General features: G+C 68.4%; 21 protein-coding genes. 15 read left to right on the top strand and 6 right to left on the bottom strand.

The window, feature by feature from the left end; translation table 11 throughout:
• Positions 1-93 precede the first annotated feature (93 nt).
• Positions 94-3,720, top strand: a complete 3,627-nt coding sequence (locus tag AB7M35_RS13415; RefSeq protein ID WP_453960436.1) for a hydantoinase B/oxoprolinase family protein — start codon at positions 94-96, stop codon at positions 3,718-3,720.
• Positions 3,721-4,005: 285 nt separating this feature from the next.
• Here AB7M35_RS13415 and AB7M35_RS13410 read toward each other — a convergent pair whose 3' ends face one another.
• From AB7M35_RS13410 to tesB, 3 genes are all read right to left on the bottom strand, one after another.
• Complete coding sequence (locus AB7M35_RS13410) at positions 4,006-5,346, bottom strand: ammonium transporter (protein ID WP_453960434.1); 1,341 nt, start codon at positions 5,344-5,346, stop codon at positions 4,006-4,008.
• Between the two features lie 47 nt (positions 5,347-5,393).
• Positions 5,394-5,732 carry a P-II family nitrogen regulator gene (locus AB7M35_RS13405; protein ID WP_453960432.1) on the bottom strand — a complete coding sequence of 113 codons (339 nt, stop codon included), beginning with the start codon at positions 5,730-5,732 and terminating at the stop codon, positions 5,394-5,396.
• A 219-nt stretch (positions 5,733-5,951) separates the two neighbouring features.
• Positions 5,952-6,854, bottom strand: a complete 903-nt coding sequence (gene tesB / locus AB7M35_RS13400; protein WP_453960430.1) for an acyl-CoA thioesterase II — start codon at positions 6,852-6,854, stop codon at positions 5,952-5,954.
• Positions 6,855-7,009: 155 nt separating this feature from the next.
• On the opposite strand from tesB, the gene AB7M35_RS13395 reads away from it, so the two are divergent.
• From AB7M35_RS13395 to AB7M35_RS13355, 9 genes are all read left to right on the top strand, one after another.
• Complete coding sequence (locus tag AB7M35_RS13395) at positions 7,010-8,239, top strand: ubiquinone biosynthesis hydroxylase (protein ID WP_453960429.1); 1,230 nt, start codon at positions 7,010-7,012, stop codon at positions 8,237-8,239.
• 172 nt (positions 8,240-8,411) lie between these two features.
• Positions 8,412-8,603 (top strand): twin transmembrane helix small protein, encoded by a 192-nt coding sequence (locus AB7M35_RS13390; protein WP_453960428.1) that lies wholly within the window; start codon positions 8,412-8,414, stop codon positions 8,601-8,603.
• Between the two features lie 22 nt (positions 8,604-8,625).
• Positions 8,626-9,195 carry a cob(I)yrinic acid a,c-diamide adenosyltransferase gene (locus tag AB7M35_RS13385; protein WP_453960427.1) on the top strand — a complete coding sequence of 190 codons (570 nt, stop codon included), beginning with the start codon at positions 8,626-8,628 and terminating at the stop codon, positions 9,193-9,195.
• A gap of 359 nt (positions 9,196-9,554) precedes the next feature.
• Positions 9,555-10,304: an electron transfer flavoprotein subunit beta/FixA family protein gene (locus AB7M35_RS13380; protein WP_453960425.1), complete on the top strand. Its 750-nt coding sequence runs from the start codon at positions 9,555-9,557 to the stop codon at positions 10,302-10,304.
• A gap of 78 nt (positions 10,305-10,382) precedes the next feature.
• Positions 10,383-11,324, top strand: a complete 942-nt coding sequence (locus tag AB7M35_RS13375; RefSeq protein WP_453960424.1) for an electron transfer flavoprotein subunit alpha/FixB family protein — start codon at positions 10,383-10,385, stop codon at positions 11,322-11,324.
• A gap of 134 nt (positions 11,325-11,458) precedes the next feature.
• A complete protein-coding gene (locus AB7M35_RS13370; RefSeq protein ID WP_453960423.1) occupies positions 11,459-12,337 on the top strand; it encodes a 3-hydroxybutyryl-CoA dehydrogenase in 879 nt (292 codons plus the stop codon).
• 193 nt (positions 12,338-12,530) lie between these two features.
• On the top strand, positions 12,531-13,241 hold the full coding sequence (locus tag AB7M35_RS13365; RefSeq protein ID WP_453960421.1) for a thermonuclease family protein: 711 nt from the start codon (positions 12,531-12,533) through the stop codon (positions 13,239-13,241).
• A 98-nt stretch (positions 13,242-13,339) separates the two neighbouring features.
• Entirely contained in the window at positions 13,340-14,737 is a 1,398-nt protein-coding gene (locus tag AB7M35_RS13360; RefSeq protein WP_453960420.1) for a M48 family metalloprotease, read from the top strand.
• 137 nt (positions 14,738-14,874) lie between these two features.
• Entirely contained in the window at positions 14,875-15,654 is a 780-nt protein-coding gene (locus AB7M35_RS13355) for a dienelactone hydrolase family protein (RefSeq protein ID WP_453960419.1), read from the top strand.
• Positions 15,655-15,745: 91 nt separating this feature from the next.
• On the opposite strand, the gene AB7M35_RS13350 is transcribed toward AB7M35_RS13355, so the two are convergent.
• A complete protein-coding gene (locus AB7M35_RS13350; protein WP_453960418.1) occupies positions 15,746-16,966 on the bottom strand; it encodes an argininosuccinate synthase in 1,221 nt (406 codons plus the stop codon).
• A 248-nt stretch (positions 16,967-17,214) separates the two neighbouring features.
• On the opposite strand from AB7M35_RS13350, the gene AB7M35_RS13345 reads away from it, so the two are divergent.
• The 4 genes from AB7M35_RS13345 (at position 17,215) to AB7M35_RS13330 (ending at position 21,927) form a co-directional block, all read left to right on the top strand.
• On the top strand, positions 17,215-17,850 hold the full coding sequence (locus AB7M35_RS13345; protein WP_453960417.1) for a J domain-containing protein: 636 nt from the start codon (positions 17,215-17,217) through the stop codon (positions 17,848-17,850).
• Positions 17,851-17,920: 70 nt separating this feature from the next.
• A complete protein-coding gene (gene cobS / locus AB7M35_RS13340; RefSeq protein ID WP_453960415.1) occupies positions 17,921-18,907 on the top strand; it encodes a cobaltochelatase subunit CobS in 987 nt (328 codons plus the stop codon).
• Between the two features lie 45 nt (positions 18,908-18,952).
• Positions 18,953-20,863, top strand: a complete 1,911-nt coding sequence (cobT, locus tag AB7M35_RS13335) for a cobaltochelatase subunit CobT (RefSeq protein WP_453960414.1) — start codon at positions 18,953-18,955, stop codon at positions 20,861-20,863.
• The gene (locus AB7M35_RS13330) at positions 20,860-21,927 is read left to right on the top strand and encodes an esterase-like activity of phytase family protein (RefSeq protein ID WP_453960413.1); all 1,068 of its coding nucleotides are present in this window, start codon (positions 20,860-20,862) and stop codon (positions 21,925-21,927) included. The genes cobT and AB7M35_RS13330 overlap by 4 nt, the downstream gene beginning before the upstream one ends.
• Here the strand turns inward: AB7M35_RS13330 and AB7M35_RS13325 are convergent.
• A complete protein-coding gene (locus AB7M35_RS13325) occupies positions 21,890-22,543 on the bottom strand; it encodes a queuosine precursor transporter (protein WP_453960412.1) in 654 nt (217 codons plus the stop codon). The two genes, AB7M35_RS13330 and AB7M35_RS13325, sit on opposite strands and share 38 nt — an antisense overlap.
• Before the next feature lie 83 nt (positions 22,544-22,626).
• Entirely contained in the window at positions 22,627-22,920 is a 294-nt protein-coding gene (gene rpmB / locus AB7M35_RS13320) for a 50S ribosomal protein L28 (RefSeq protein WP_453960411.1), read from the bottom strand.
• Between the two features lie 285 nt (positions 22,921-23,205).
• On the opposite strand from rpmB, the gene AB7M35_RS13315 reads away from it, so the two are divergent.
• Positions 23,206-24,057 carry a DUF3108 domain-containing protein gene (locus AB7M35_RS13315; protein ID WP_453960410.1) on the top strand — a complete coding sequence of 284 codons (852 nt, stop codon included), beginning with the start codon at positions 23,206-23,208 and terminating at the stop codon, positions 24,055-24,057.
• Positions 24,058-24,874 lie beyond the last annotated feature (817 nt).

The raw sequence follows: 24,874 nt of genomic DNA, 5'->3' as shown, positions 1-24,874 counted from the left end.
CGACTTCGCCTTTGAACTGACCCGGCGGCCAAGGCTAAAAGGGTCGGGAGCCATCGACCGATGGGCGCAGCGGCGGCGAAGGAGTAAGGCTTCATGGATGCGGGCAAGTGGAGCTTCTGGGTCGATCGCGGCGGCACCTTCACCGACATCGTCGCGCGCGCGCCCGACGGCGGCTTCCACACCCGCAAGGTGCTGTCGGAAAACCCGGAGGCCTACGAGGACGCGGCCCTGCACGGCATCCGCGACCTCATGGGGCTGGACCCGGCAGCCGCCATCCCGTCGGGCCGGATCGACGGCATCAAGATGGGAACGACGGTCGCCACCAACGCGCTCCTGGAGCGCAAGGGCGACCGCACGCTGCTGCTGGTCACCCGGGGCTTCCGTGACGCCCTGAAGATCGGCCACCAGGCCCGCCCCCACATCTTCGCCAAGGTCATCGTCAAGCCGGACATGCTCTACGAGCGGGTCGCCGAGGTGGACGAGCGCGTCCGCGCCGATGGCACCGTGGAGGTCGAGCCGGACCTCGATGCCGTCCGCGCGGAGCTGGAGAAGGCGCGGGCCGACGGCATCGACGCCGTGGCGATCGCGTTCATGCACGCCTACGCGTTTCCCGAGCACGAGCGGCTGGTGGCCGACCTCGCCCGCTCGCTCGGCTTTGCCCAGGTGTCGGCCAGCCACGCCGTCTCGCCGCTGATGAAGTTGGTCCCGCGCGGCGACACGACGGTGGTGGACGCCTACCTCTCGCCGATCCTGCGCCGCTACGTCGACCGCGTCGCCTCCGCCTTCATCGCCGAAGGGGACGACGACGCGTCGTCCGGTTCCGCGACGCGCGGCATCGGGCTCATGTTCATGATGTCCTCCGGCGGGCTCACCGCCGCCAACCTGTTCCAGGGCAAGGACGCGATCCTGTCCGGTCCGGCCGGCGGCGTCGTCGGCGCGGTGGAGACGGCGAAGATCGCCGGCTTCGACAAGGTCATCGGCTTCGACATGGGCGGCACGTCCACCGACGTCTCCCATTTCGCCGGCGAGCTGGAGCGCACGCTGGAGACCGAGGTCGCCGGGGTGCGGATCCGCGCGCCGATGATGCAGATCAACACGGTGGCGGCCGGCGGCGGCTCGATCCTGCATTTCGACGGCGCCCGCTTCCGGGTCGGTCCGGATTCCGCCGGCGCCAATCCCGGTCCCGCCTGCTACCGCCGTGGCGGACCGCTGGCGGTCACCGACGCCAACGTCATGGTCGGCAAGCTCCGTCCCGACGCGTTCCCGAAGATCTTCGGCCCGGACCAGGACCAGCCCATCGACGTCGACGTGGTCCGCCGGCGCTTCGAGGAGATGGCCGCCGAGATCGGCGACGGGCGCGATGCGGCCGAGGTGGCCGACGGCTTCCTGACCATCGCGGTCGAGAACATGGCCAACGCCATCAAGAAGATCTCGGTGCAGCGCGGCCACGACGTTACCGGCTACACCCTGGTCTGCTTCGGCGGCGCCGGCGGCCAGCATGCCTGCAAGGTCGCCGATGCGCTCGGCATGACCACGGTGATGATGCACCCCTACTCCGGCGTGCTGTCGGCCTACGGCATGGGCCTCGCCGACATCCGCGCCAACCGCACGCGCTCGGTGGCGCGCACCCTCGCCCCGGCGCTCTCGGACGACCTCAGGGCGCTGGCCGACGAGCTGTCGGCCGACGTGCACGGCGAGCTCGCCCGCCAGGCCATCGCCGCGGACGACGTCGCCATCGATGTGCGCTGTCACCTGCGCTACGACGGCACCGACACCGCGCTGCCGGTGCCGTTCGGCGCGCCGGACGAGATGGAGGCCGCGTTCGCCGCCGTCCACCGGCGGCAGTTCGGGTTCGCCTTCGACGACCGCCCTGTCGTCGTCGAGGCGATCGAGGTGGAAGGGCTCGCCGGCGGCGCCGACCTCGCCGAGGAGGACCTGCCGGTCACCGATCACGCGCCGGAGCCGGCCGACACGGTCCGGTTCTTCTCCGGCGGCGACTGGCGAGAGGCGGGTGTCCACCACCGAGCGTCGACGGGTCCGGGCGGCCGCATCGCCGGCCCCGCGCTGCTGGTGGAGGATCACCAGACCATCGTCATCGAGCCCGGCTGGGCCGCCGAGATCACCGCCAAGAACCACGTCGTGCTGAAGCGCGTGGTGGCGCTGCCGTCCCGCTCGGCCGTCGGCACCGATGCCGATCCGGTCATGCTGGAGGTGTTCAACAACCTGTTCATGGCGATCGCCGAGCAGATGGGCGTGACGCTGCAGAACACCGCCTCGTCGGTGAACATCAAGGAGCGGCTCGACTTCTCCTGCGCGGTGTTCGACCAGAACACCGCGCTGGTCGCCAACGCGCCCCACATGCCGGTGCACCTGGGCTCGATGGACCGGTCGGTGGAGAGCATCGTCGCCCAGAACGCCGGCACGATGCGGCCGGGCGACGTGTACGCCCTCAACGCCCCCTACAACGGCGGCACCCACCTGCCCGACATCACCGTGGTGACGCCGGTCTTCGACGACGCGGGCGAGAAGATCCTGTTCTACGTGGCCAGCCGCGGCCACCACGCCGACGTCGGCGGCTCGGCGCCCGGCTCGATGACGCCGCGGGCGACCACCGTCGACGAGGAAGGCGTCCTCATCGACAACTTCAAGCTGGTCTCCGAGGGCCGCTTCCGCGAGGCGGAGGCGATGGCGCTTCTCACCGACCATCCGTTCCCCTGCCGCAACCCGGCCCAGAACGTCGCCGACCTGAAGGCGCAGATCGCCGCCAACGAGCGCGGCGTCCAGGAGCTGCGCAAGATGGTCGCCCAGTTCGGGCTCGACGTGGTCGAGGCCTACATGGGCCACGTCCAGGACAACGCCGCGGAAAGCGTGCGGCAGGTCATCGACGCGCTCCGCGACTCCAGCTTCGAGGTTGCCACCGACCAGGGCGCGACGATCAAGGTCGCCATCACCGTCGACCGGGAGAAGCGCGAGGCGACCGTCGATTTCACCGGCACCTCGGCGCAGCAGCCCACCAACTTCAACGCCCCGGAGCCGGTGACGCGCGCCGCCGTCCTCTACTGCTTCCGGGTGATGGTGGACGGCGACATCCCGATGAACGCCGGCTGCCTGCGGCCCATCAACATCGTCATCCCCGACGGCACCATGCTGTCGCCGCGCTATCCGGCGGCGGTGGTGGCCGGCAACGTCGAGACCAGCCAGCAGGTGACCAACTGCCTGTTCGGGGCGCTGGGGGCGATGGCCGCCTCCCAGGGGACGATGAACAACCTCACCTTCGGCAACGACCGCCACCAGTACTACGAGACCATCTGCTCCGGCTCGCCGGCCGGTCCCGGCTTCAACGGCACCGACGGCGTGCACGTCCACATGACCAACTCGCGGCTGACCGATCCGGAGGTGCTGGAGTTCCGCTTCCCGGTGCTCCTGGAGGACTTCCACATCCGCGAGGGCTCCGGCGGGCGCGGCAAGTGGTCCTCCGGTTGCGGCACCCAGCGGACGCTGCGGTTCCTGGAGGAGATGGAGTGCGCCATCCTGGCGTCGCATCGCAAGGTGCGGCCGCACGGGCTGGACGGCGGCGAGCCGGGGGCGCTCGGCCAAACCGAAGTGCGGCGGGCCGACGGCACCGTGGAGACCCTCGGCGGCACCGATCAGACGGTCATCCATCCGGGCGAGGCGGTGATCGTCACGACCCCCACCGGCGGCGGCTACGGCACCCCCTGATCCGCGACGGCATCTGCAAAGCCGCGGCCAGCCCACGGCCTGCGCGCCGCGCGCAGAAACGCGCAAAAAAGCGCAGATTCGCGCAGGCTTAATCGCGCATCCGGCCGCGCGCGCGCAGACGCGCGCGGCGTCCTGAATCGCTGCGTGCGGGGCGGAGCTCCGCTGCCTCCGCGGCCGGGTTCGGCGGCGACGGCGAACCGGAAGGCCGACATAAAAAAGCCCGGGAGCGAGAAGCCCCCGGGCCAGTCACGACCTCGAGCGATCGCGTTGGGAGGAAGTGGAAGTCTACATGCGCTGGCTGCCAGCGCCGAACTCCGGATAGGCCTCGACGCCGACTTCGACCGCGTCCAGACCGAGCGCTTCTTCCTCGGCGGTCGGACGAACACCCATCACCGCCTTCAGGATCAGCCAGAGAACGAGGCTGACGATGAAGGTGAAGGCGCCGATCGCGACGATGCCGATGATCTGCGTTCCGAAGCTCGCGTCCGTGTTGGTCAGCGGCACGGCGAGCGTGCCCCAGATGCCGCAGACCAGATGGACCGGGATGGCACCGACCACGTCGTCGATCCGGATCTTGTCGAGCAGCGGCACGACCAGCACGACGATGGCGCCACCGATGCCGCCGATGATCGCAGCCATCAGGAGCGACGGAGCGAGCGGTTCGGCGGTGATCGAGACGAGACCGGCCAGGGCACCGTTGAGCGCCATGGTGACGTCGACCTTCCGGTAGAAGATCTGGGTCAGGATCATGACCACGATCACGCCGGCAGCGGCCGCCGTGTTGGTGTTCACGAAGATCCGGGCGACCGCGGAGGCGTCTTCAGCCGTACCCAGCGCAAGCTGCGAACCGCCGTTGAAGCCGAACCAGCCGAGCCAGAGGATGAACATGCCCAGCGTGGCGAGCGGGATCGACGAGCCCGGGAAGACGTGCACGACGCCGTTCGAGCCGAACTTGCCGAGACGCGGACCGATCACGAGCGCGCCGGCGAGGGCGGCCCAGCCACCGACCGAGTGCACCAGGGTCGAACCGGCGAAGTCCGAGAAGCCCATCTCGGACAGCCAGCCGCCGCCCCACTGCCACGAACCGGTGATCGGGTAGAACACGCCGGTCAGGAACACGACGAAGATCATGAACGGCCACAGCTTCGTGCGTTCGGCAACGGTGCCGGACACGATCGAGGCGGTGGTGGCGCAGAACACCATCTGGAAGAACCAGTCCGACGCGGCGGCGTAGTCGCCGGTGTCGGCGGACGGATCGGGAATGACCGTCCAGGTGAAGCTGCCGAAGTAGCCACCGTCCACGCCGGTGTACATGACGTTGTAGCCGATCAGCCAGAACATGATGCCGGCGGTCGCGTAGATGGCGACGTTCTTCAGGCACTGCATCGACACGTTCTTGGTCCGGACGAGGCCGGCCTCGAGCATGGCGAAACCGGCGGCCATGAACATGACCAGGAAGCCGGTGACCAGGAAGAGCAGCGTGTTGAAGATGAACGGCACGCCAGGCGCCGCCGCAGCTTCTGCCGCCTCAGGAGTGGCTTCCTGGGCGAAGGCTCCGTGAGAGGCGAGCAGCATGCCCGCACCTACGACGGAGATCCCGGTAAGGAGGGTTGAGAGCTTTTTCATCGGCATTCTCTTTGTCAGACCCCTGTTCGAATCTTCGGCGTAGCCCATCACAGCGCTTCCGTGTCGGTTTCGCCGGTACGGATGCGCACCACCTGGTCGATGGAGTAGGTGAAGATTTTTCCGTCTCCGATCTGCCCCGTCTTGGCGGCAGCGGCGATCGCCTCGACGACGCGATCGACGGACTCGGCCGCGACCGCAACCTCGATCTTGAGCTTCGGCAGGAAGCTCACGGCGTATTCCGTCCCCCGGTAGATCTCGGTGTGGCCCTTCTGGCGGCCGTAGCCTTTGACCTCGGTGACGGTCAGTCCCTGGATGCCGATCCCCGTGAGGGCGTCGCGCACCTCGTCGAGCTTGAACGGCTTGATAATGGCCATCACGATTTTCATGCGTTGTTCCCGTTTCCCTTTTTTCAGACCAAGGCGGCGAATGCGGTCGCGCCAACCAGCGCTGCCAAGCCGACACACCCGCCGTCGGGCGGTGGGGAGCGACACGTACCGATAGAATCAAGTGCCGTGCCAAACGGGCTCCGCGCCCGCAAATGACGCGAATTGGCCGTCGATTTTTCTGAGAAGACCCGGAAAATGCGCGTGAAAGCGGCGTGTTGCCTAAAAAGCAGGCATTACGACCACCGTGCCGGCGCCATCGTGGTCCCGACGTGGGCGAATGAGCCCTTCCTGGGCAACCGAGGCGACAAGAACGCCAGTCCGGTCGTAGACGAGCCCCCGGGTGAAGCCGCGCGCTCCGGTTGTGGTGGGGCTGTCCTGGGCATAGAGCAGCCAGTCGTCGGCGCGGAATGGCCGATGGAACCACATCGCGTGGTCGAGGCTGGCGATCTGCAGCGTCTTGTCGAACACCGAGGTGCCGTGGGGAAACAGCGCGGTGTCGAGCAGCGTCATGTCGGAGGCGTAGGCGAGCACGCACTTGTGGATCGCCGGCTCCTCGGGCAACGGCCCGGTGGCGCGCACCCACACGTACTGCGTCGGCGCCAGCTTCTCCTTGCTCACATAATGACGCAGATCGACCGGGCGCAGCTCGATCGGCCGCGCGCGCTCCCAGTAGCGGCGGACGTTGTCCGGTGCCTGTTCGATGACGCCCTGCTTGAACTCCTGCTCGCTGGGCAGGTCCTCGGGCATGGGAATGCCCTCGGGCAGGTCGATCTGGTGCTCCGGCCCCTCCTCCTCGATCTGGAACGAGGCGGACATGGAGAAGATCGCCTTGCCGTGCTGGATCGCCACCACGCGGCGGGTGGTGAAGCTCCGCCCGTCGCGGATGCGGTCGACCTGGTAGATGATCGGCACGCTGGGGTCGCCGGGCCGCATGAAGTAGCCGTGCAGCGAGTGCACCGGCCGGCCGTCCACCGTTCGGGTCGCGGCCACCAGCGACTGGCCGATCACCTGTCCGCCGAACACGCGCTGCCAGCCGACCTGCGGGCTGCGGCCGCGAAACAGGTCGAGTTCCAGCGGCTCGAGGTCCAGAATGTCGAGGAGGTCCGCAACGGCCGTGCTCATCGGAAGTCCTTCGGCAGGGCGGCCCGATCGCCGCAGGCAGGATGCGCGCACTTGCCCCTGAGCACGTTCGGCTGTCAAGTTGGCCGCGGCCGGCCCCAGAGGTCGCCGAACGCGGCGCTTTGCGCGCCATGATACGAGCATGTGAGACCGATTCCATGAGCCCGGATTCCGAGCAGGTCATCGACGTCGCGATCGCGGGAGCGGGGTCCGTGGGCCTGACGCTGGCGCTCGCGCTCAAGAAGGCGGATCCGCACCTGACCGTCGCGGTGATCGATCCGCGCCCCGTTTCCTCGGTGAAGGGCGACGACCGCGCCTCGGCCATCGCCGCGGCGGCGCGCCGGATGTTGGTGCGGCTGGGGGTGTGGCCCGACGTGGCAGGCGAGGCCGAACCGATCACCGAGATGGTGATCACCGACAGCCGGCTGCGCGATGCCGTGCGTCCTGTGTTCCTGAGCTTTACCGGCGACGTGGAGCCGGGCGAGCCCTACGCCCACATGATCCCCAACGACACGCTGTTTCCGGCGATCGCCAGGGCGGCGCTTTCGGCGGGAATCCGAGAGATCACCGACACCGTGCGCATCTTCGACGCCGACGATGGCGGGGTCGATGTCCGACTGGGCTCCGGCCGCCACCTGCGCGCCGCGCTGTTGATCGCCTCCGATGGCGTTCGCTCGCGCCTGCGCGGGCTCGCCGGCATCGGCACCATCGGCGAGACCTACGGCCAGAGCGGCATCGTCACCACCGTGCGGCACGAGATGCCGCACGAGGGACGCGCGGTGGAGCATTTCCTGCCCGCAGGTCCGTTCGCGATCCTGCCGCTGCGGGGCAACCGCTCGTCGATCGTGTGGACCGAACGGACCGTGGAGGCGGAGCGTCTGGTCGGCCTCGACGACTTCTCGTTCGAGATCGAACTGGCCCGCCGGTTCGGGCCGGAGCTGGGCGACGTGCACCTCGACGGATCGCGGTCGGCCTACCCGCTGTCGGTGCAGATCGCGCGCTCGTTCATCGCGCCGCGCTTCGCGCTGGCCGGCGATGCCGCCCATGCCATCCATCCGATCGCCGGACAGGGCCTCAACATGGGCCTGCGCGATGCGGCGGCGCTGGCCGAGGTGCTGGTCGATGCCCGGCGCATCGGCCTCGACATCGGCGCCGTCGACGTGCTGGAGCGCTACGAGCGCTGGCGGCGCTTCGACACGCTGGAGATGGCGGCGACCACCGACCTTCTGAACCGCCTGTTCTCCAACGACCTGGCCCCGGTGCGCCTGGCGCGGACGGTGGGGCTGGGCCTCGTCGACCGGCTGCCCGGCGTGAAGCGGGCGTTCATGCGCCAGGCCGCCGGCTTCGATCCCAACGAACCCCGCCTGCTGCGCGGCGAAGCCATCTGAACGACCATCCCGGAGCCCATTCCGACCAGTCAGGGTCACTTGACCGACCGGAAGCGGCGCCTCATTCCATCCGTTGGACGCTTTCCTCGGCTTCAGATCGGGCCGATCCGGCCGGGATGCTCCAGCGTATCGTCAGCGCAGGCCTTTCCGGCCATGCGAAAGGTCCGACCGAATGGAAGTCATTCTCTATAATCTCGTTCCCATCGCCGTCGGCGCGGTGGCGATCGTCCTGGTCCTCGGCTTCGTGAACATGATCCGTGGCGGCAATCCGAGCCGATCCCAGCGGCTGATGCGGTGGCGCGTCGGCCTGCAGTTCCTGGCGATCATCATCATCATGGCCACGCTCTATTTCGCGCGCGGCTGACACGCTATCGGGAGACACCGACGTGGTCGTCCTCAACAAGATCTACACCCGCACCGGCGACGACGGCACCACCGCCCTGTCGACCGGCGAGCGCCGCCCCAAGGGCGACCTGCGCATCGCGGCCTACGGCACGGTTGACGAGACCAACGCCGCGGTCGGGCTGGCGCGCCTTCACGCCGCCGATGCGCCGACCATCGACGCGACGCTTGCCCGCATCCAGAACGAGCTGTTCGACCTCGGCGCCGACCTGGCGACCCCGCCGGGCGGCCCCTACGAGGACAAGGCGCTGAGGATCGTCGACAGCCAGGTGGAGCGCCTGGAGGCCGACATCGACGCGCTGAACGCCGACCTCGCGCCGCTGCGCTCATTCGTTCTGCCGGGCGGGACTCCGCTTGCCGCCCACCTGCATCACTGCCGCACGGTGTCGCGGCGCGCCGAGCGCCTGGCCACCGAACTCGCGGCCCGCGAGCCGGTCGGCGGCGCGGCGATCCGCTACATCAACCGGCTGTCCGACTACTTCTTCGTGGCCAGCCGGGCGGCCAACGCGAACGGTGAAGGCGACGTTCTCTGGGTGCCGGGGGCGACGCGCTGAGACGCGGAGCCGGCGCTCCCCGCGTCCGGATCTGGCCGATCCGGGTCAAACGGGAGGAGCCGGGGCGGGCGCCCGGCCATCTGGCGGCGCGTGCAGTGCGGCAGGTGCGTTGACACCCTTTTCGGCCACAAGTACGGTCCGCGCTCTTTCCGGCAGCGCGGCCGTTTTTCGAGGCCGGACGTCGCTTTAGATCACGATGATGTCAGGTCCAGACCACCTGCCCTCATCCTGAACGATACAAATAGCCGGAGCAGGATGCGGGCGGAAAAATCGGGCCCACGATTCCTCATCCTGTTCCAGCCGATGATCTGGTGCGGTGCACCGCCGTGGCGGCGCCGGAAGAATACGGGAGTGTTTCGATGAAGGTTCTGGTGCCGGTAAAGCGGGTCGTCGACTACAACGTGAAGGTTCGCGTCAAGCCGGACGGATCCGGCGTCGACCTCGCGAACGTCAAGATGTCGATGAACCCGTTCGACGAGATCGCCGTCGAAGAGGCGATCCGGATGAAGGAAGCCGGCACCGCGACCGAGATCGTCGTGGTGTCGATAGGCCCCCAGCAGGCCCAGGAGACGCTGCGCACCGGCCTCGCCATGGGCGCCGACCGCGGCATCCTGGTGAAGACCGACACGGCGCTGGAGCCGCTGGCGGTGGCGAAGATCCTCAAGGGCGTGGTCGAGGCGGAAGCGCCGGGCCTGGTCATCCTCGGCAAGCAGGCCATCGACGACGACGCCAACCAGACCGGCCAGATGCTGTCGGCGCTGCTCGGCTGGTCGCAGGCGACCTTCGCCTCGAAGATCGAGATCTCCGGCGACAGCGCCGAGGTCACCCGCGAGGTGGACGGCGGCCTGCAGACGGTGAAGGTGACGATGCCGGCCATCGTGACCACCGACCTGCGCCTCAACGAGCCGCGCTATGCCTCGCTGCCCAACATCATGAAGGCGAAGAAGAAGCCGATCGACGAGAAGACGGTCGAGGACTACGGCGTCGACCCGGCGCCGCGCCTGACGATCGTGAAGACCGAGGAGCCGGCGACGCGCAAGGCCGGCGTCATGGTGGCGGACGTGGCCGAGCTGGTGTCGAAGCTGCGCAACGAGGCGGGCGTCATCTAGGCCCCTTTCTCTGCACGGTTCAGGGACGACAGCGCCGGCGCACAAGGCCGGGCGATGCAAGAAGAGAAGATCAAGACCATGACGACGCTTCTGGTTGCTGCCCATGACAACGCCGAACTGAGCGATCAGACGGCCAAGGCACTCACCGCGGTCGCGGCGCTCGGCGGCGACGTGCACGTGCTGGTGGCCGGCAAGGACTGCCGCGCGGTGGCCGACCAGGCCGCGAAGCTCGACGGCGTCGCGAAGGTTCTGGTGGCCGAGGCGGACGGCTTCGCCGCCCCGCTGGCCGAGCCGCTCGCCGCGCTGATTGTGTCGCTCGCCGACGGCTACGACGCGCTCGCCGCGCCGGCCACGACCTCGGGCAAGAACGTGATGCCGCGGGTGGCCGCCCTCCTCGACGTGATGCAGATCTCCGAGGTGATGGCGGTCGAGGGGCCGGACACCTTCAAGCGGCCGATCTATGCCGGCAACGCCATCCAGACGGTGACCTCGTCGGATCCGAAGAAGGTGATGACCATCCGCACGGCGTCGTTCCAGGCGACCGGCGAGGGCGGCTCGGCCGCGCCCGTCGAGGACGCCGCGGTGCCGGCCGATCCGGGCCTGTCGACCTTCGTCGGCGAGCGGCTGTCGGATTCCGACCGTCCGGAACTCACCTCGGCGAAGATCATCATCTCCGGCGGCCGGGCGCTCGGCTCGGCGGAGAAGTTCGAGGAAGTCATTACGCCGGTGGCGGAGAAGCTCGGTGCCGCCATCGGCGCCAGCCGCGCCGCGGTGGACGCCGGCTACGCGCCGAACGACCTGCAGGTCGGCCAGACCGGCAAGGTGGTGGCGCCGGACCTCTACATCGCCTGCGGCATTTCCGGCGCGATCCAGCATCTCGCCGGCATGAAGGACTCCCGCGTGATCGTGGCGATCAACAAGGACGAGGACGCGCCGATCTTCCAGGTCGCCGACTACGGGCTGGTCGCCGACCTGTTCCAGGCGCTCCCGGAGCTGGCGTCCGAACTGGACAAGAAATAGCAGCTGCGCCGCATCGGCCACATCGGCCGTGCAAAGTATGCCGGGGCGTCGACAGCGTCTTGTGCGGGCGAGGGGATTGACCCAAAGTCGCGCCCTCGGACGGGAAAACGGCCCGGGCACCGATCGAGGACACAATGGTCGAGATTAGAAAAGTTGGTGTGATCGGCGCAGGCCAGATGGGCAGCGGGATCGCGCATGTCTGTGCGCTCGGCGGTTTCGACGTGCTCCTGAACGACGTCAGCATGGACCGGATCCAGTCCGGCCTCGCGTCGATCACCGGCAACATGGCGCGCCAGGTGGCGTCGGGCCGGATCGACGAGGACGAGCGCAAGCAGGCCATCGACCGCATCGGCGCGGCCGAGCACCTGGACGCGCTGGGCGACGTCGACCTGATCATCGAGTCCGCCACCGAGAACGAGCAGGTCAAGCGCAAGATCTTCGCCCAGGTCTGCCCGCTGCTGCGGCCCGACGCGATGCTGGCGACCAACACCTCGTCGATCTCGATCACCCGGCTGGCGGCGACCACCGACCGGCCGGAGCGCTTCATCGGCATCCACTTCATGAACCCGGTGCCGCTGATGGAGCTCGTCGAGCTCGTGCGGGGCATCGCCACCGAGGACGAGACCTTCGACGAGGCCCGGCGCTTCGTCGCCAAGATCGGCAAGACCGCGGCGGTGGCCGAGGACTTCCCGGCCTTCATGGTCAACCGCATCCTGCTGCCGATGATCAACGAGGCGATCTACGTGCTCTACGAGGGCGTGGGATCGGTTGAGGCGATCGACACCTCCATGAAGCTCGGCGCCAACCACCCGATGGGGCCGCTGCAGCTCGCCGACTTCATCGGCCTCGACACCTGCCTGTCGATCATGCAGGTGCTCTACGAGGGGCTGGCGGACTCCAAGTACCGGCCGTGCCCGCTGCTGGTGAAATATGTCGAGGCCGGATGGCTGGGCCGCAAGGCCGGTCGCGGCTTCTACGACTACCGTGGCGACAAGCCGGTTCCCACGCGCTGATCCCGGCCTGGTCCGCGCCCCGCCGGGGCCGGACCCACGGGTTCGCACGCGAGCCCGGACTAAGGCCCCTGGTGGGCCGTCGACATTTCTTCTCCCTGTTTCATACCGCCGGGGGCCGGCACGGCTTGCCGCGGTTGTCCTGATCGCATGCGCCGGGCTGCTTGACGCCGGCGCCGCCGGCGCAGCGGATAAAGTGCCCGAAAAACTCCGCCGGGACTGCCCGCTCGCCGCGACGTCGTCCGGGACGGTGGCGGCGGTGGAGGATGCGGCGACGCTTCTTCTCGCCGACGGTCGCCGGGTGAGGCTGGCCGGCATCCACGTGCCGCGTGGCGCGGAGCCGGCGGCGACCGCATCGCTGGCCGGATGGGTGGGGCGCGACGTGGCGCTCGCGGCCATCGGTCCGGACGATCGCTACGGCCGCGCGGTCGCCCACGTGTTCTCGGAAACAGGCGCCGAATGGCTGCAGTTTCTGCTCGTCGGCCGCGGCAATGTCATCGTGTTGCCGCAACTTTCGGAAGACCCTTGTCTGGCGCCCCTGTTCGACCGAGAGGCCGAGGCACGGGCGCACGCGGCGGGGATCTGGTCGCGCCTGTTGAGAATTCGTCAAGCAGACGACCCTAGACTGGCGGATGACGTCGGCGCGGTCGGTCTGGTCGAGGGCCGTGTCCTGTCGGTGGGAAAGACACGGTCGAACACCTATTTGAACTTCGGAACGGACTGGGGCCTTGATTTCACCGTCATGATCCCCGTAAGCGATCTCGCGTCATGGGGGGACGGCAACCTCCAGCCGAGTGCGCTGGAGGGGCATCGTGTACGGGTCAGGGGCACCCTGGAAGAGTGGAACGGCGTGTTGATGCGTGTGCGGACGCCCGCACAGATCGAACGCCTGGACGGACGCAACTGACGCCCATGGCGATGGCAGCTGTACGAGTGATTGCACGCGCTGGTCCGGTCGGACGGGCGGCCCTGGCGCTGTGTCTGGCGGCCGGGTTGTCGGCGTGCGTGCTGACGCCGACCGGCGAGCCGATCATCACGTCCAGTTCGTCCGTGTCCGCGGCGATGGCCGGCGCACCGCCGGCGGCGCCGTCCAGCGAGACGCGCGAGCACGAACGGCTGATCGAGGCCTATGGCGGGGTCTACTCCGATCCGACCGTCGAGCGCTCGGTGGCGCGGGTGGTCGGCCGGCTGGTGGCCGCCTCGGACGATCCGAGCCGCTCCTACCGGATCACCATCCTGAACTCGCCGGCGATCAACGCCTTCGCGCTGCCCACCGGGCACCTCTACATCACCCGTGGCCTGCTCGCGCTCGCCAACGATCGCTCCGAGGTCGCCGCCGTGATCTCGCACGAGATGGCTCACGTGACCGCCCAGCACGCCGTGGCGCGCCAGCGCCGGGCGCAGGCCATCGCGGTGGCCAACCGGGTGGTCTCCAACATGGTGAGCAACACCCAGGCCGCCGAGCAGGCCCGCGAGACGACGCAGCTGTCGCTCGCCCGCTTCAGCCAGGATCAGGAGCTGGAGGCCGACACGGTGGGCGTGCGGACGCTGGCGGCGGCGGGCTTCGATCCGTTCGCCGCGTCCCGCTTCCTGGAATCCATGAGCCGCTACGCCGCGCTGCAGAGCGCCTCGTCCGGCCGCGAGGGCCTCGACTTCCTGTCGTCGCACCCCTCCACGCCGTCGCGCATCGAGATGGCCAAGCGCTCGGCCCGCCAGTTCGGGGCGCCCGGCATCGGCCAGCAGGAGCGCGAGGCCTACCTGAAGAGCCTCGACGGCATGCTCTACGGCGACGACCCGCGCGAGGGCTACGTGCGCGGCCAGCAGTATCTGCACGCCGGGCTCGGCATCGGCTTCACGGTGCCCGACGGCTTCGTGCTGAAGAACACGCCGGAGGCCGTTCTGGCGACCGACGGCGACCGCACCGCGCTGCGCTTCGATGGCGTGGCGCTGCCGGAGGGCATGTCGCTCTCCGACTATCTGCGCTCGGGCTGGGTCAAGGGCCTGATCGAGGAGAGCGTGCGCGAGGAGACCATCAACGGCCTGAGCGCCGCCAGCGCATCGGCCATCGCCGAGGGCTGGTCGTTCCGGGTCGGCGTCGTGTCGACCGGCGGGCGGGTCTACCGGTTCATCTTCGCCACGTCGCGTCCGTCCGGCCGCTTCGACAGCTCCTTCGAGGAGACCTTCAAGAGCTTCTCCCAGCTGTCGCGGACCGAGCGGGCGAACCTGAAGCCGCTGCGCATCCGGGTCGTCACGGTCAAGCCGACCGACGGCCTGGAGACCCTGGCGGGCCAGATGCAGGGCGTCTCGCAGCGCGAGCGTGCGTCGCTGTTCAGCGTGCTCAACGGCATCACCGAGAGCGAACCGCTGGCCCCCGGGCAGCTGGTCAAGATCATCGCCGACTGACCGTTCCGGCGACGGCGCGCATCTGTCCTGACCGACTTGTGTTCGGCCGGACGGTCGCCGAGGCGGCCTGGCGCCCTATGATTGCGGATGAACCCCGGCGAAACGCCGGACGGTCCGCAATCCCGGGAGGCGCCAGCATGATCCGAAACTCCACCCTTCTCGCCGCGTCGGTCGCATTCCTCGCAACCACGGGGCTGGCTTCGGCCGACATCGTCACCAAGACGGTGACCTACGACGTCGACGGAACCACGTTCGAGGGCTACTTCGCCACCAACGACGGAGTGAAGGGCGACCTGCCGCTGGTGGTCATCATCCACGACTGGGACGGCCTGACGGACTACGAGATGCGCCGGGCCGAGATGCTCGCCCAGCTCGGCTTCGCGGCCTTCGCCGTCGACGTCTACGGCCAGGGCGTGCGGCCGACGACCACCGAGGCCAAGCAGGCGGAATCGGGCAAGCTCTACAAGGACCGCGAGGCGCTGCGGGCGCGGCTGAACGCCGCCCTGGCGGCGGCGGAGGAGCAGGATGCCGTCGATGACGACGAGGTGGTGGTGATGGGCTACTGCTTCGGCGGAGCGGCCGCGCTCGAACTTGCCCGGTCGGGCGCCGACGTGGAGGGCTTCATCAGCTTCCACGGGGGCCTCGGCACGCCCGAGGGTCAGACCTACGCCGACGTGGAGGCGCCGGTCCTGGTGCTGCACGGCTCGGACGATCCGGTGGCGCCGATGGCGCAGGTGGCGGAGCTGGCCGAAGCGATGAACGCCGGCGGGGTCGACTTCGAGATGCAGATCTATTCCGGCGCCCGACACGCCTTCACGGTCTGGGACGCCAAGGGCGAAGGTGCCCGCTACGATGCGCGGGCGGACCTGAAGTCCTGGCAGGCGATGCTGGAATTCCTGAACCAGCAGATCCGCTAGCCCCTCGACGTCACGAAAAAAGGCCGCCTTTCGGGGCGGCCTTTTGCTGTCGGTCCAGCGCGTCGGGCTGGCTGTCCTGGTGGGCGCCGGATCAGCTCTGGTCGCGCTTGGCGAGTGTCCGGAGCCGGAGCGCGTTCAGCTTGATGAAGCCGGCGGCGTCCTTCTGGTCGTAGGCGCCGTGGTCGTCCTCGAAAGTAACGAGGGCGTCCGAATAGAGCGACTTCGGCGATTCCCGGCCCTCGACGATGACATTGCCCTTGTAGAGCTTCAGCCGGACCGTGCCCTCGACGTGTTCCTGGCTCTTGTCGATGGCCGCCTGCAGCATCAGCCGCTCCGGCGAGAACCAGAACCCGTTGTAGATGAGCTCCGCGTAGCGCGGCATCAGCTCGTCCTTCAGGTGCGCCGCGCCGCGGTCGAGGGTGATCGACTCGATGGCGCGGTGCGCGACCAGCAGGATGGTGCCGCCCGGGGTCTCGTAGACGCCGCGCGACTTCATGCCGACGAAGCGGTTCTCGACGAGATCGAGCCGGCCGATGCCGTTGTCGCGGCCGAGGTCGTTGAGCGCCGCCAGCAGCTCGTGCGGCTTCATGGTCTTGCCGTCGATGGAGACCGGATCGCCGTTCTTGAAGCCAATGGTGATGACGGTCGGGGAGTCCGGCGCCTCCTCAGGGCTCAGCGTGCGCTGATAGACGTAAGACGGCGGCGTCTCGTTCGGGTCTTCCAGAACCTTGCCCTCGGACGAGGAGTGCAGAAGGTTGGCGTCGACGGAGAACGGCGCCTCGCCGCGCTTGTCCTTGGTGACGAGGATCTGGTTCTTCTCGGCGAACTCGAGCAGGTCGGTGCGGGACTTGAACTCCCAGTCGCGCCAGGGCGCGATCACCTTGATGTCCGGGTTGAGGGCATAGGCGGACAGCTCGAAGCGAACCTGGTCGTTGCCCTTGCCGGTCGCGCCGTGGGCGATGGCATCGGCGCCGGTCTCGCGGGCGATCTCGACGAGGCGCTTGGAGATCAGCGGCCGGGCGATCGAAGTGCCGAGCAGATAGGTGCCTTCGTAGACGGTGTTCGCCCGGAACATCGGGAAGACGAAGTCGCGGCAGAATTCCTCCCGCACGTCCTCGATGTAGATTTCCTTGATGCCCGCCCGCTCGGCCTTCTCGCGGGCCGGGGTCAGCTCCTCGCCCTGCCCGAGGTCGGCGGTAAAGGTGACGACCTCCGCCCCGAGTTCGGTCTGCAGCCACTTCAGGATGATCGACGTGTCGAGACCACCGGAATAGGCGAGCACGACCTTCTTGATTCCACCTGCGTCGGCCATGGGTCCTCCTCAAGGTGCAGGGACGAAGAATGCGATGTGAAAATGCAGTGCTCTAAGAGCACACTCGCGCGCCGATGGGTAGCCGGCAGGCCGGTTGCCGACGAAAATCCCTGGACATCGGGACAGGAAGGAACATCTAACCCTGTTCGGATTGCCCGCCGCGTCCGGCCCCGCTCCGGGGACCCATCGGCACGAACGGTTTTTCGGCGTCCGTCAAGAGCTTGTTCGGTCCCGACCGCCCCACCATAATGCCGGCAATGAAATTCGACTCGAAACACTTCGACCGCATCCGCATCAAGAGCGGCGCTGGCGCTCCCGCGCCGGACGCGCCCGCCTGCGCGTTCGGGGGCTGCGAGAGCACCGGTCTCTACAAGGCGCCGATGGGCCGCGGCCGCGAGGGCCAGTACCTGCTGTTCTGCCTCGACCACGTGCGCGCCTACAACAAGGGCTACAACTATTTCGACGGGATGAGCGACGACGCGGTCGCCGCCTTCCAGAAGGACGCGATCGTCGGCCACCGGCCCACCCGCGTGGTCGGGGTGAACTCCCGCGGCGAGCGGCTGAAGCGCGCCGCTACCGCAGGCGCGCAGGCACGGCCGTCCTGGAATGCCGCCTACGAGGACCCGTTTGGGATGTTCGGCGGCACCCGCCATGAGACGCCGGGCGACAATCCGCCGCGGCGGCCGCTGCTGGGCCCCGAACGTCGTGCCCTCGAGACGATGGGTCTCGAGGAGAACGCCTCGCGCGAGGACATCAAGGCGCGCTACAAGAACCTCGTGAAACGCCATCATCCGGACGCGAACAATGGCGACCGCGGCTCGGAAGACCGGCTAAGAAGTATCATCCAGGCCTATACGGTGCTAAGGCGCTCCGGATACTGTTGACGAGTTGCCGGCCCGGACGACCCGCGTTCGGGGGCCTCGGCGCGCGATATGCGTGCGCGATGGAGGAACGATGACGACTGCGACCATGGAAGCCCCGGGCCTGCCGGACATGAACGTGTCCGTGCGGCAGCTCTTCGGGATCGACGCCGATTTCGAAGTGCCGGCCTATTCCGAGGCCACCGAGCACGTGCCCGACCTCGACCCGGACTATCTGTTCGACCGCCAGACCACGCTGGCGATCCTCGCCGGCTTCGCCCGCAACCGGCGCGTCATGGTCACCGGCTATCACGGCACCGGCAAGTCGACCCACATCGAGCAGGTCGCCGCGCGGCTCAACTGGCCCTGCGTGCGCGTCAATCTCGACAGCCACATCTCGCGCATCGATCTCGTCGGCAAGGACGCGATCGTCATCCGCGACGGCCAGCAGATCACCGAGTTCCGCGACGGCATCCTGCCGTGGGCGCTGCAGACCAATACCGCACTCGTGTTCGACGAATATGACGCCGGCCGTCCGGACGTGATGTTCGTGATCCAGCGGGTGCTGGAAGTGCAGGGGCGGCTGACGCTGCTCGACCAGAACCGGGTGATCCGGCCGCATCCGGCGTTCCGGCTGTTCGCCACGGCGAACACGGTGGGCCTGGGCGACACCTCGGGCCTCTATCACGGCACCCAGCAGATCAACCAGGGCCAGATGGACCGCTGGTCGATCGTCGTCGCGCTCAACTACCTGCCGCACGACAACGAGGTCGACATCATCCTGGCGAAGTCGCCGCACTACCGCTCCGACGAGGGCCGCGACATCGTCTCCAAGATGGTCCGCCTCGCCGATCTCACCCGCAACGCGTTCATGAACGGCGACCTGTCGACGGTCATGAGCCCGCGCACGGTGCTGACCTGGGCGGAGAACGCGGAGATCTTCGGCGACCTGGGCTTCGCGTTCCAGCTCACCTTCCTGAACAAGTGCGACGAGACCGAGCAGTCGATCGTCTCGGAATTCTACCAGCGCTGTTTCGGCAAGGAGCTGACCACCTCCGCCGCCAACGTCGTGATGAGCTGATCCGCGGCCGGACATCCGGCCCGGGCTTGCGAGGGACGAACGGTCATGGCGCACGGTAGCAACTGGCAGAAGAACGGGGCGGCCCCGCAGGGACGCAACGAGACGTTCAAGCGCGCGGTGTCGGCCACCATGCGGGCGATGTCTGGCGAGCCGGAGCTCGAGGTCTCCTTCTCCAACGACCGCCCGGCGCTGACCGGCACCAAGGCGCGGCTGCCCGAGCCGGCCCGGCGGATGACCGAGGCCGACGCGGCGGTGACCCGCGGCGCCGGCGACGCCATGGCGCTGAAGCTCGCCTGCCACGATCCCAAGGTGCACACCCACCTGGTTCCGGCCGGGCGCGACGCGCGCGACGTGTTCGACGCGATCGAGCAGGCGCGCTGCGAGGCGATCGGGTCGCGGCGGATGGAGGGCGTCGCCCACAACATCGCGGCGATGCTCGAGGACCGCTACCACCGCGGCAATTTCCAGGACATCACCGACCGCGCCGACGCGCCGATCCTCGATGCGCTGTCGCTGATGGTGCGTGAGCGTCTGACCGGCGAGAAGCCGCCGGCGAGCGCGGAGAAGATCGTCGAGCTTTGGCGGCCGTGGATCGAGGAACGCGCGGGCAGCGACCTCGACGACCTCGGCACCGCGATGGAGGATCAGCGCGCCTTCGGCACCGCCATCCGCGACGTGCTGGCCGCCCTCGACATGGCGGAGGAATATTCCTCCGAGCGCGAGGAGAGCGACGACCAGGAGTCCGAGAGCGACGACAGCGCCGACGCCAACGCCGAGGACCAGGCGTCTGCCGAGGGCGAAGAGGACCAGCAGGACGCCGCCGCCCCGGAAGAGGCGGAGAGCTCCGGCGAGGAAGAGGACGCCTCGGAATCGGAAACCTCCGAGGCGACCAGCGAGGAATATCGCGAGGAGGATCTCGCCGATCCGCGCGAGGCGGGCGAGGCCGCGCGCTCCGAGCCGCCCTCCGGCCAGCGCCGTCCCGATACCGACTACAAGGTCTATTCCACCCGCTTCGACGAAATGGTGAAGGCCGAGGAGCTCTGCGACACCGCCGAACTGGACCGGCTGCGCGGCTTCCTGGACAAGCAGCTGTCGCACCTGCAGGGCGTTGTGGCGCGGCTTGCCAACCGCCTGCAGCGCCGGCTGATGGCCCAGCAGAACCGCGCCTGGGAGTTCGACCAGGAAGAAGGCTGGCTGGACACCGCCCGCCTCACGCGCATCATCACCGACCCGATGCAGCCGCTGGCCTTCAAGCGCGAGCGCGACGCCAATTTCCGCGACACTGTGGTGACGCTGCTGCTCGACAACTCCGGCTCCATGCGCGGCCGGCCGATCACGGTCGCCGCCACCTGCGCCGACATCCTGGCGCGGACGCTGGAGCGCTGCGGCGTGAAGGTCGAGATCCTCGGCTTCACCACCCGCGCGTGGAAGGGCGGGCAGGCGCGCGAGAACTGGCTGCAGAACGGCAAGCCGGCCAACCCCGGCCGCCTCAACGACCTGCGCCACATCATCTACAAGGCGGCCGATTCGCCGTGGCGTCGCTCCCGGCGCAATCTCGGCCTGATGATGCGCGAGGGGCTCCTGAAGGAGAACATCGACGGCGAGGCGCTGGAATGGGCGCATGGCCGGCTGAAGGCGCGCCCGGAAGCCCGGCGCATCCTGATGATGATTTCCGACGGCGCGCCGGTGGACGATTCCACCCTGTCGGTGAACAGCGGCAACTACCTGGAAAAGCACCTGCGCGCGGTGATCGAGGACATCGAGACCAACTCCCAGGTGGAGCTGATCGCCATCGGCATCGGCCACGACGTCACGCGCTACTATCGGCGCGCGGTGACCATCGTCGACGCCGACGAACTTGCCGGCGCGATGGTCGAGCAGCTGGCCAGTCTGTTCGAAGACGAGGACGAGACGCCGCGCGGCCGACGCAGGGGCCGGACGGGCCGCGCCGCGTGAGAGCCGCCGCCGGGCGCGCCGCCGCGGCGGTGCTGGCCGGACTGCTGGTGCTCGCTCCCGTCGCGCCCCCCGCCAGCGCCGAGGCGATCACCGTCGACGGCGCGCCGATCGGCCAGTTCCACGTCCGCGATCCCATCCGCCGGTTCGGCCCGCTGACCTTTCTCGGTGGCCTGACCATGACCTCGCGCAGCCGCGCCTTCGGCGGCCTGTCGGGGCTTGTCGCCTCCGACGACGGGCGTGACCTGCTGATCGTCTCCGACGACGGCGACTGGATCGCGCTGCGCCTCGACCAGGCCGAGGACGGCACGCCGCGGGGCGTGGCGGCGGCGCGCGTCGACCGGCGCCTCGGCGTGGGCGGCGCGCCGGTCGCCAGCAAGACGGCGGGCGACGCCGAGGCCCTCACCCGCGACGGCGACGGATATCTGGTGTCGGTGGAGACGGACCGGCAGCTGCTGTTCTATCCCGGCCCCGACCCGACGGTCGCCGCACCGCAGCCGCGGGCGCTGCCGAAGGAGGCGGGCTGCGTGCCCGGCAACGGCGGTATCGAGGCGATCGCAGTGGCGCCGCCGTCAAGCCCGGTGGCGGGCACGCTGGTGATGTTCGCCGAGCGGGGCTGCACCAGCGGTCCGGTGGCGATGGGCGCTGGCGCCCTCCCGGTGTGGCTGGTGGGGCCGTCTGGCACGCAGCGCATGAAGCTGGTGAAGGACGGCGACTTCCGGCCGACCGATGCGGCGTTCCTGCCGGGCGGCGACCTGCTGCTGCTTGAGCGGCGCTACAACGGCGGCTTCGACATCGGCATGCGTATCCGCCGCATCGGACGCGACGCGTTCGCGGGGCGGGCGCCGCTGGACGGGCCGGTGCTGGTGGAGGCGGATTTCGCCTACGAGATCGACAACATGGAAGGGCTCGCGGTGAGCCGGGACGCCCATGGGCGTCCGCTGGTCACGCTGATCTCGGACGACAACAAGTCGTTCCTGCAGCGCAATCTGCTGTTGAGGTTCAGGCTGGACCAGCCGGTGCCGGCGGTCAGGCCCCGAGCCGACGCGCCGGGCCAACCCCGATAGCGGCGATCAGCAGGCGGTAGGGCGCCAGCAGCGCCAGCGCCACGACAAGCTTCACCGACAGGTCGCCCAGCGCCCACGACATCCAGCGCGGGATCTCCACCGGCAGGACGCCGAGCAGCGGCGCCGCCTCGATGGCGAACGGGTCGTTCGGACCGATCACCGCGAAGGCAGCGGCGAAGGCGATGCCGAAGAACAGCGCGGTGTCGATGAGCGAGCCGATCACCGAGGAGACCAGCGGGGCGCGCCACCAGCTGCCGCGGCGCAGTCGGTCAAAGATCGCGACGTCGAGGAGCTGCGCCACCAGGAACGCCGTGCCGGAGGCGATGGCGATGCGCGGCGTCGACAGCACGACCGACAGCGCGATGGCCACCAGGAAGCCGGCATAGACCACCATGCGCGCGGCCGAGGGGCCGAAGCGGCGATTGGTGAGGTCGGTCACCAGGAAGGCCAGCGGGTAGGTGAAGGCGCCCCAGGTCAGGAGGTCGGCGAGATTGATCGAGCCGAGCCAGGCATGGACCGGATGCTGCACCAGGATATTGGAGGCGAGCACCACCGACGTCATCGCGATGATGGCGATGCCGATCTGGCGGGCGGTGAACGGCTGCCGTGCGGTCATGGGCTCAGAACCGATCCATCTCGCGTGATCCAGGCGCAAAAACGCCCGGCAATGCCGGGCGCTGCGGACGTGACGGTCGCGAATTACGCGGCCGCTTCGGCCTTCTTGGAGACGATCTCGCGCTTCACGAGCAGGGCGCGCGGGGACAGCTCCTCGTCCTTCGCCTTCATCAGGAAGGCGTCGAGGCCGCCCCGATGCTCGACGGTGCGCAGCGAAGCCGCCGCGATGCGCAGGCGGATGCCGCGCTCGAGCGTTTCGGAAAGCAGGGTCACCGTGCACAGGTTGGGCAGGAAGCGGCGCCGCGTCTTGTTGTTGGCGTGGCTCACGTTATTACCGGTCAGCACGGCCTTGCCGGTTAGTTCACAGCGACGGGCCATTGCGAAAATCCTTGTTCGGCGGGCTGGCGAGAATACCTCAGCCCTCACATCGTCTCACAGGGTGATGGGAGCGTGTTTCTATAGGAATGCCGCCGATCCACGTCAAGCGCATCCATACAGGGAATCGCTTTTACGTGTTCGCGCGGGCTCGCCCGGCGGGCTCCGGACCCCTCCCGTTAACTCCGTGGTCACCATGACGGGATCAATGTGAGCCCGATCGCCCCCACGGGCGAGCCCTGGTCACCGGGCGTACGGCACAGCGGCGCCGCCGGAAATGAGGACAGCATGGTGCAATCACGTCAGTCGAGAGGGTTCGCGGGCCGTTTGACGGGTCTCGGGCTCGTCGCCGCCGCCTGCATTCTGGGCGGGGCCGCCCATGCCGGCGAGCGCACGACCGCCGGCGTGCGCTACGATGTCAGCTTCAAGGGCGTGACGATTGCCAAGGGCAGCCTGTCGCTGGTCCTCGACGGTACCGCCTATTCGGCGCAGGCGAACATGCAGCCGACGGGATTCGCGACGCTGCTGACCGCCTCCAAGGTCGACGCCGAGGCGGAGGGGCGGTTCGATGCCACGGGCCTCTCGCCGGTTCGCTACAAGCTCAATTCCATCGATCCGGGCATGACCACCAAGGTCCGCATGAAGATGGCGGACGGCGCGGTGGCGCGCCTGAATGCCGAACCGCCGCTCGATCCGGCGCCGGACCGGGTCCCGGTCACGGCAGCGGACCGGCAGGGCGTGCTGGATCCCATCAGCGCGGCGATGATGCCGATCGCGATTTCCGACGGTGGCCTCGACGCCGACGCCGCCTGCGACCGCGTCGTGCCGGTGTTCGATGGCTGGACGCGCTACAACGTGCAGTTCTCCGCGAAGGGCGCGGAGCGGCTGCAGACGCCGAGTTTCGACGGGACCGCATTCGTCTGCGGGGCGCGCTGGAAGCCCATCTCGGGTCACCGGGCGGGCTCGGACAGCGTGACCTACCTGGTCGAGAACCGCGGGCTGGAGGCCGCCTTCATCGCCGTCGGCTCCAAGATGCTGGTGCCGGTGCGCGTGGAGATCGAAACGCCGAGCGGCGTGCTCTCGGTCCGCGCGACCGACGTGAAACTGCAGGGCGTGCGCCTCGCCGACGCCTCCCGCTAGGACCGCCGACCCCTTATCTCCTGCCCTTGCCTCTCGATCCGGCCGCTCCCCGCGGCCGGATGCGTTCATTACGGACTCCGCTCTGACATCGTGGTCCACCGGGCCAACGCTCCCCCGCTCTCCGTCGCTCCGGTGCCGGCAGAGCCCACATTTCCGTGGTTTCCGATCGCTAGCGCACAGTGCTACACGCGCGGAAAGTTCGAAATCATCCTTAACGAATACTGAATCACATCAATAAAATTATAGTATTTCTTACGGAATCCGCCCGATTTTCAAGAACAAAGCAAGAATAGATGGCGCGTGCCGATTCGATCCTGATTCGTACGTCTTGTGTTCTGCCCGGCGGCCCTCGGGCGGGGTAGCCGGCAAAAATTGCTTCCGGACGCGATTTACGGCTTTTGGCCGCTTGACTCGATGGGCGATCGGAGTCCGCCGTCGCGACTCGCAATGATTGTCCCCGGCTGTGCAGGAACGGGCACGTGAAACAACATCTCGTGGGCGTTTTTCGATTCAGAACAAGGGGTTGCGAAGAACGAACCATGAATCGAAAAAAGTCGCCGATTCGGGCTCGATTCGTTCCAGACTCGTTCCGGTTGCGCGGGGTGCCGGCAAAAAGTGCAGGCATCGGAGCGCCGCGATGTGCTAGGAGAGGGGACGAGTGCAGCCGGCCACATGCGCCGGATCAACTGCAACTGTTCACGAAACGCCTGCGTGTTTCCTTGCCGCCATGCGCGGTGCCTGACAGGGCGCGTGGAACGAGCGGTGGTGCGACGCCGTTCGATGGGAAGAGCGCCGACATCCTTCGGCCAGCCGAGCC

Source organism: Amorphus suaedae (genome assembly GCF_053629675.1).
The sequence above is the reverse complement of the archived record's forward strand: the minus strand, read 5'-3'. Positions and strand labels throughout refer to the sequence as shown.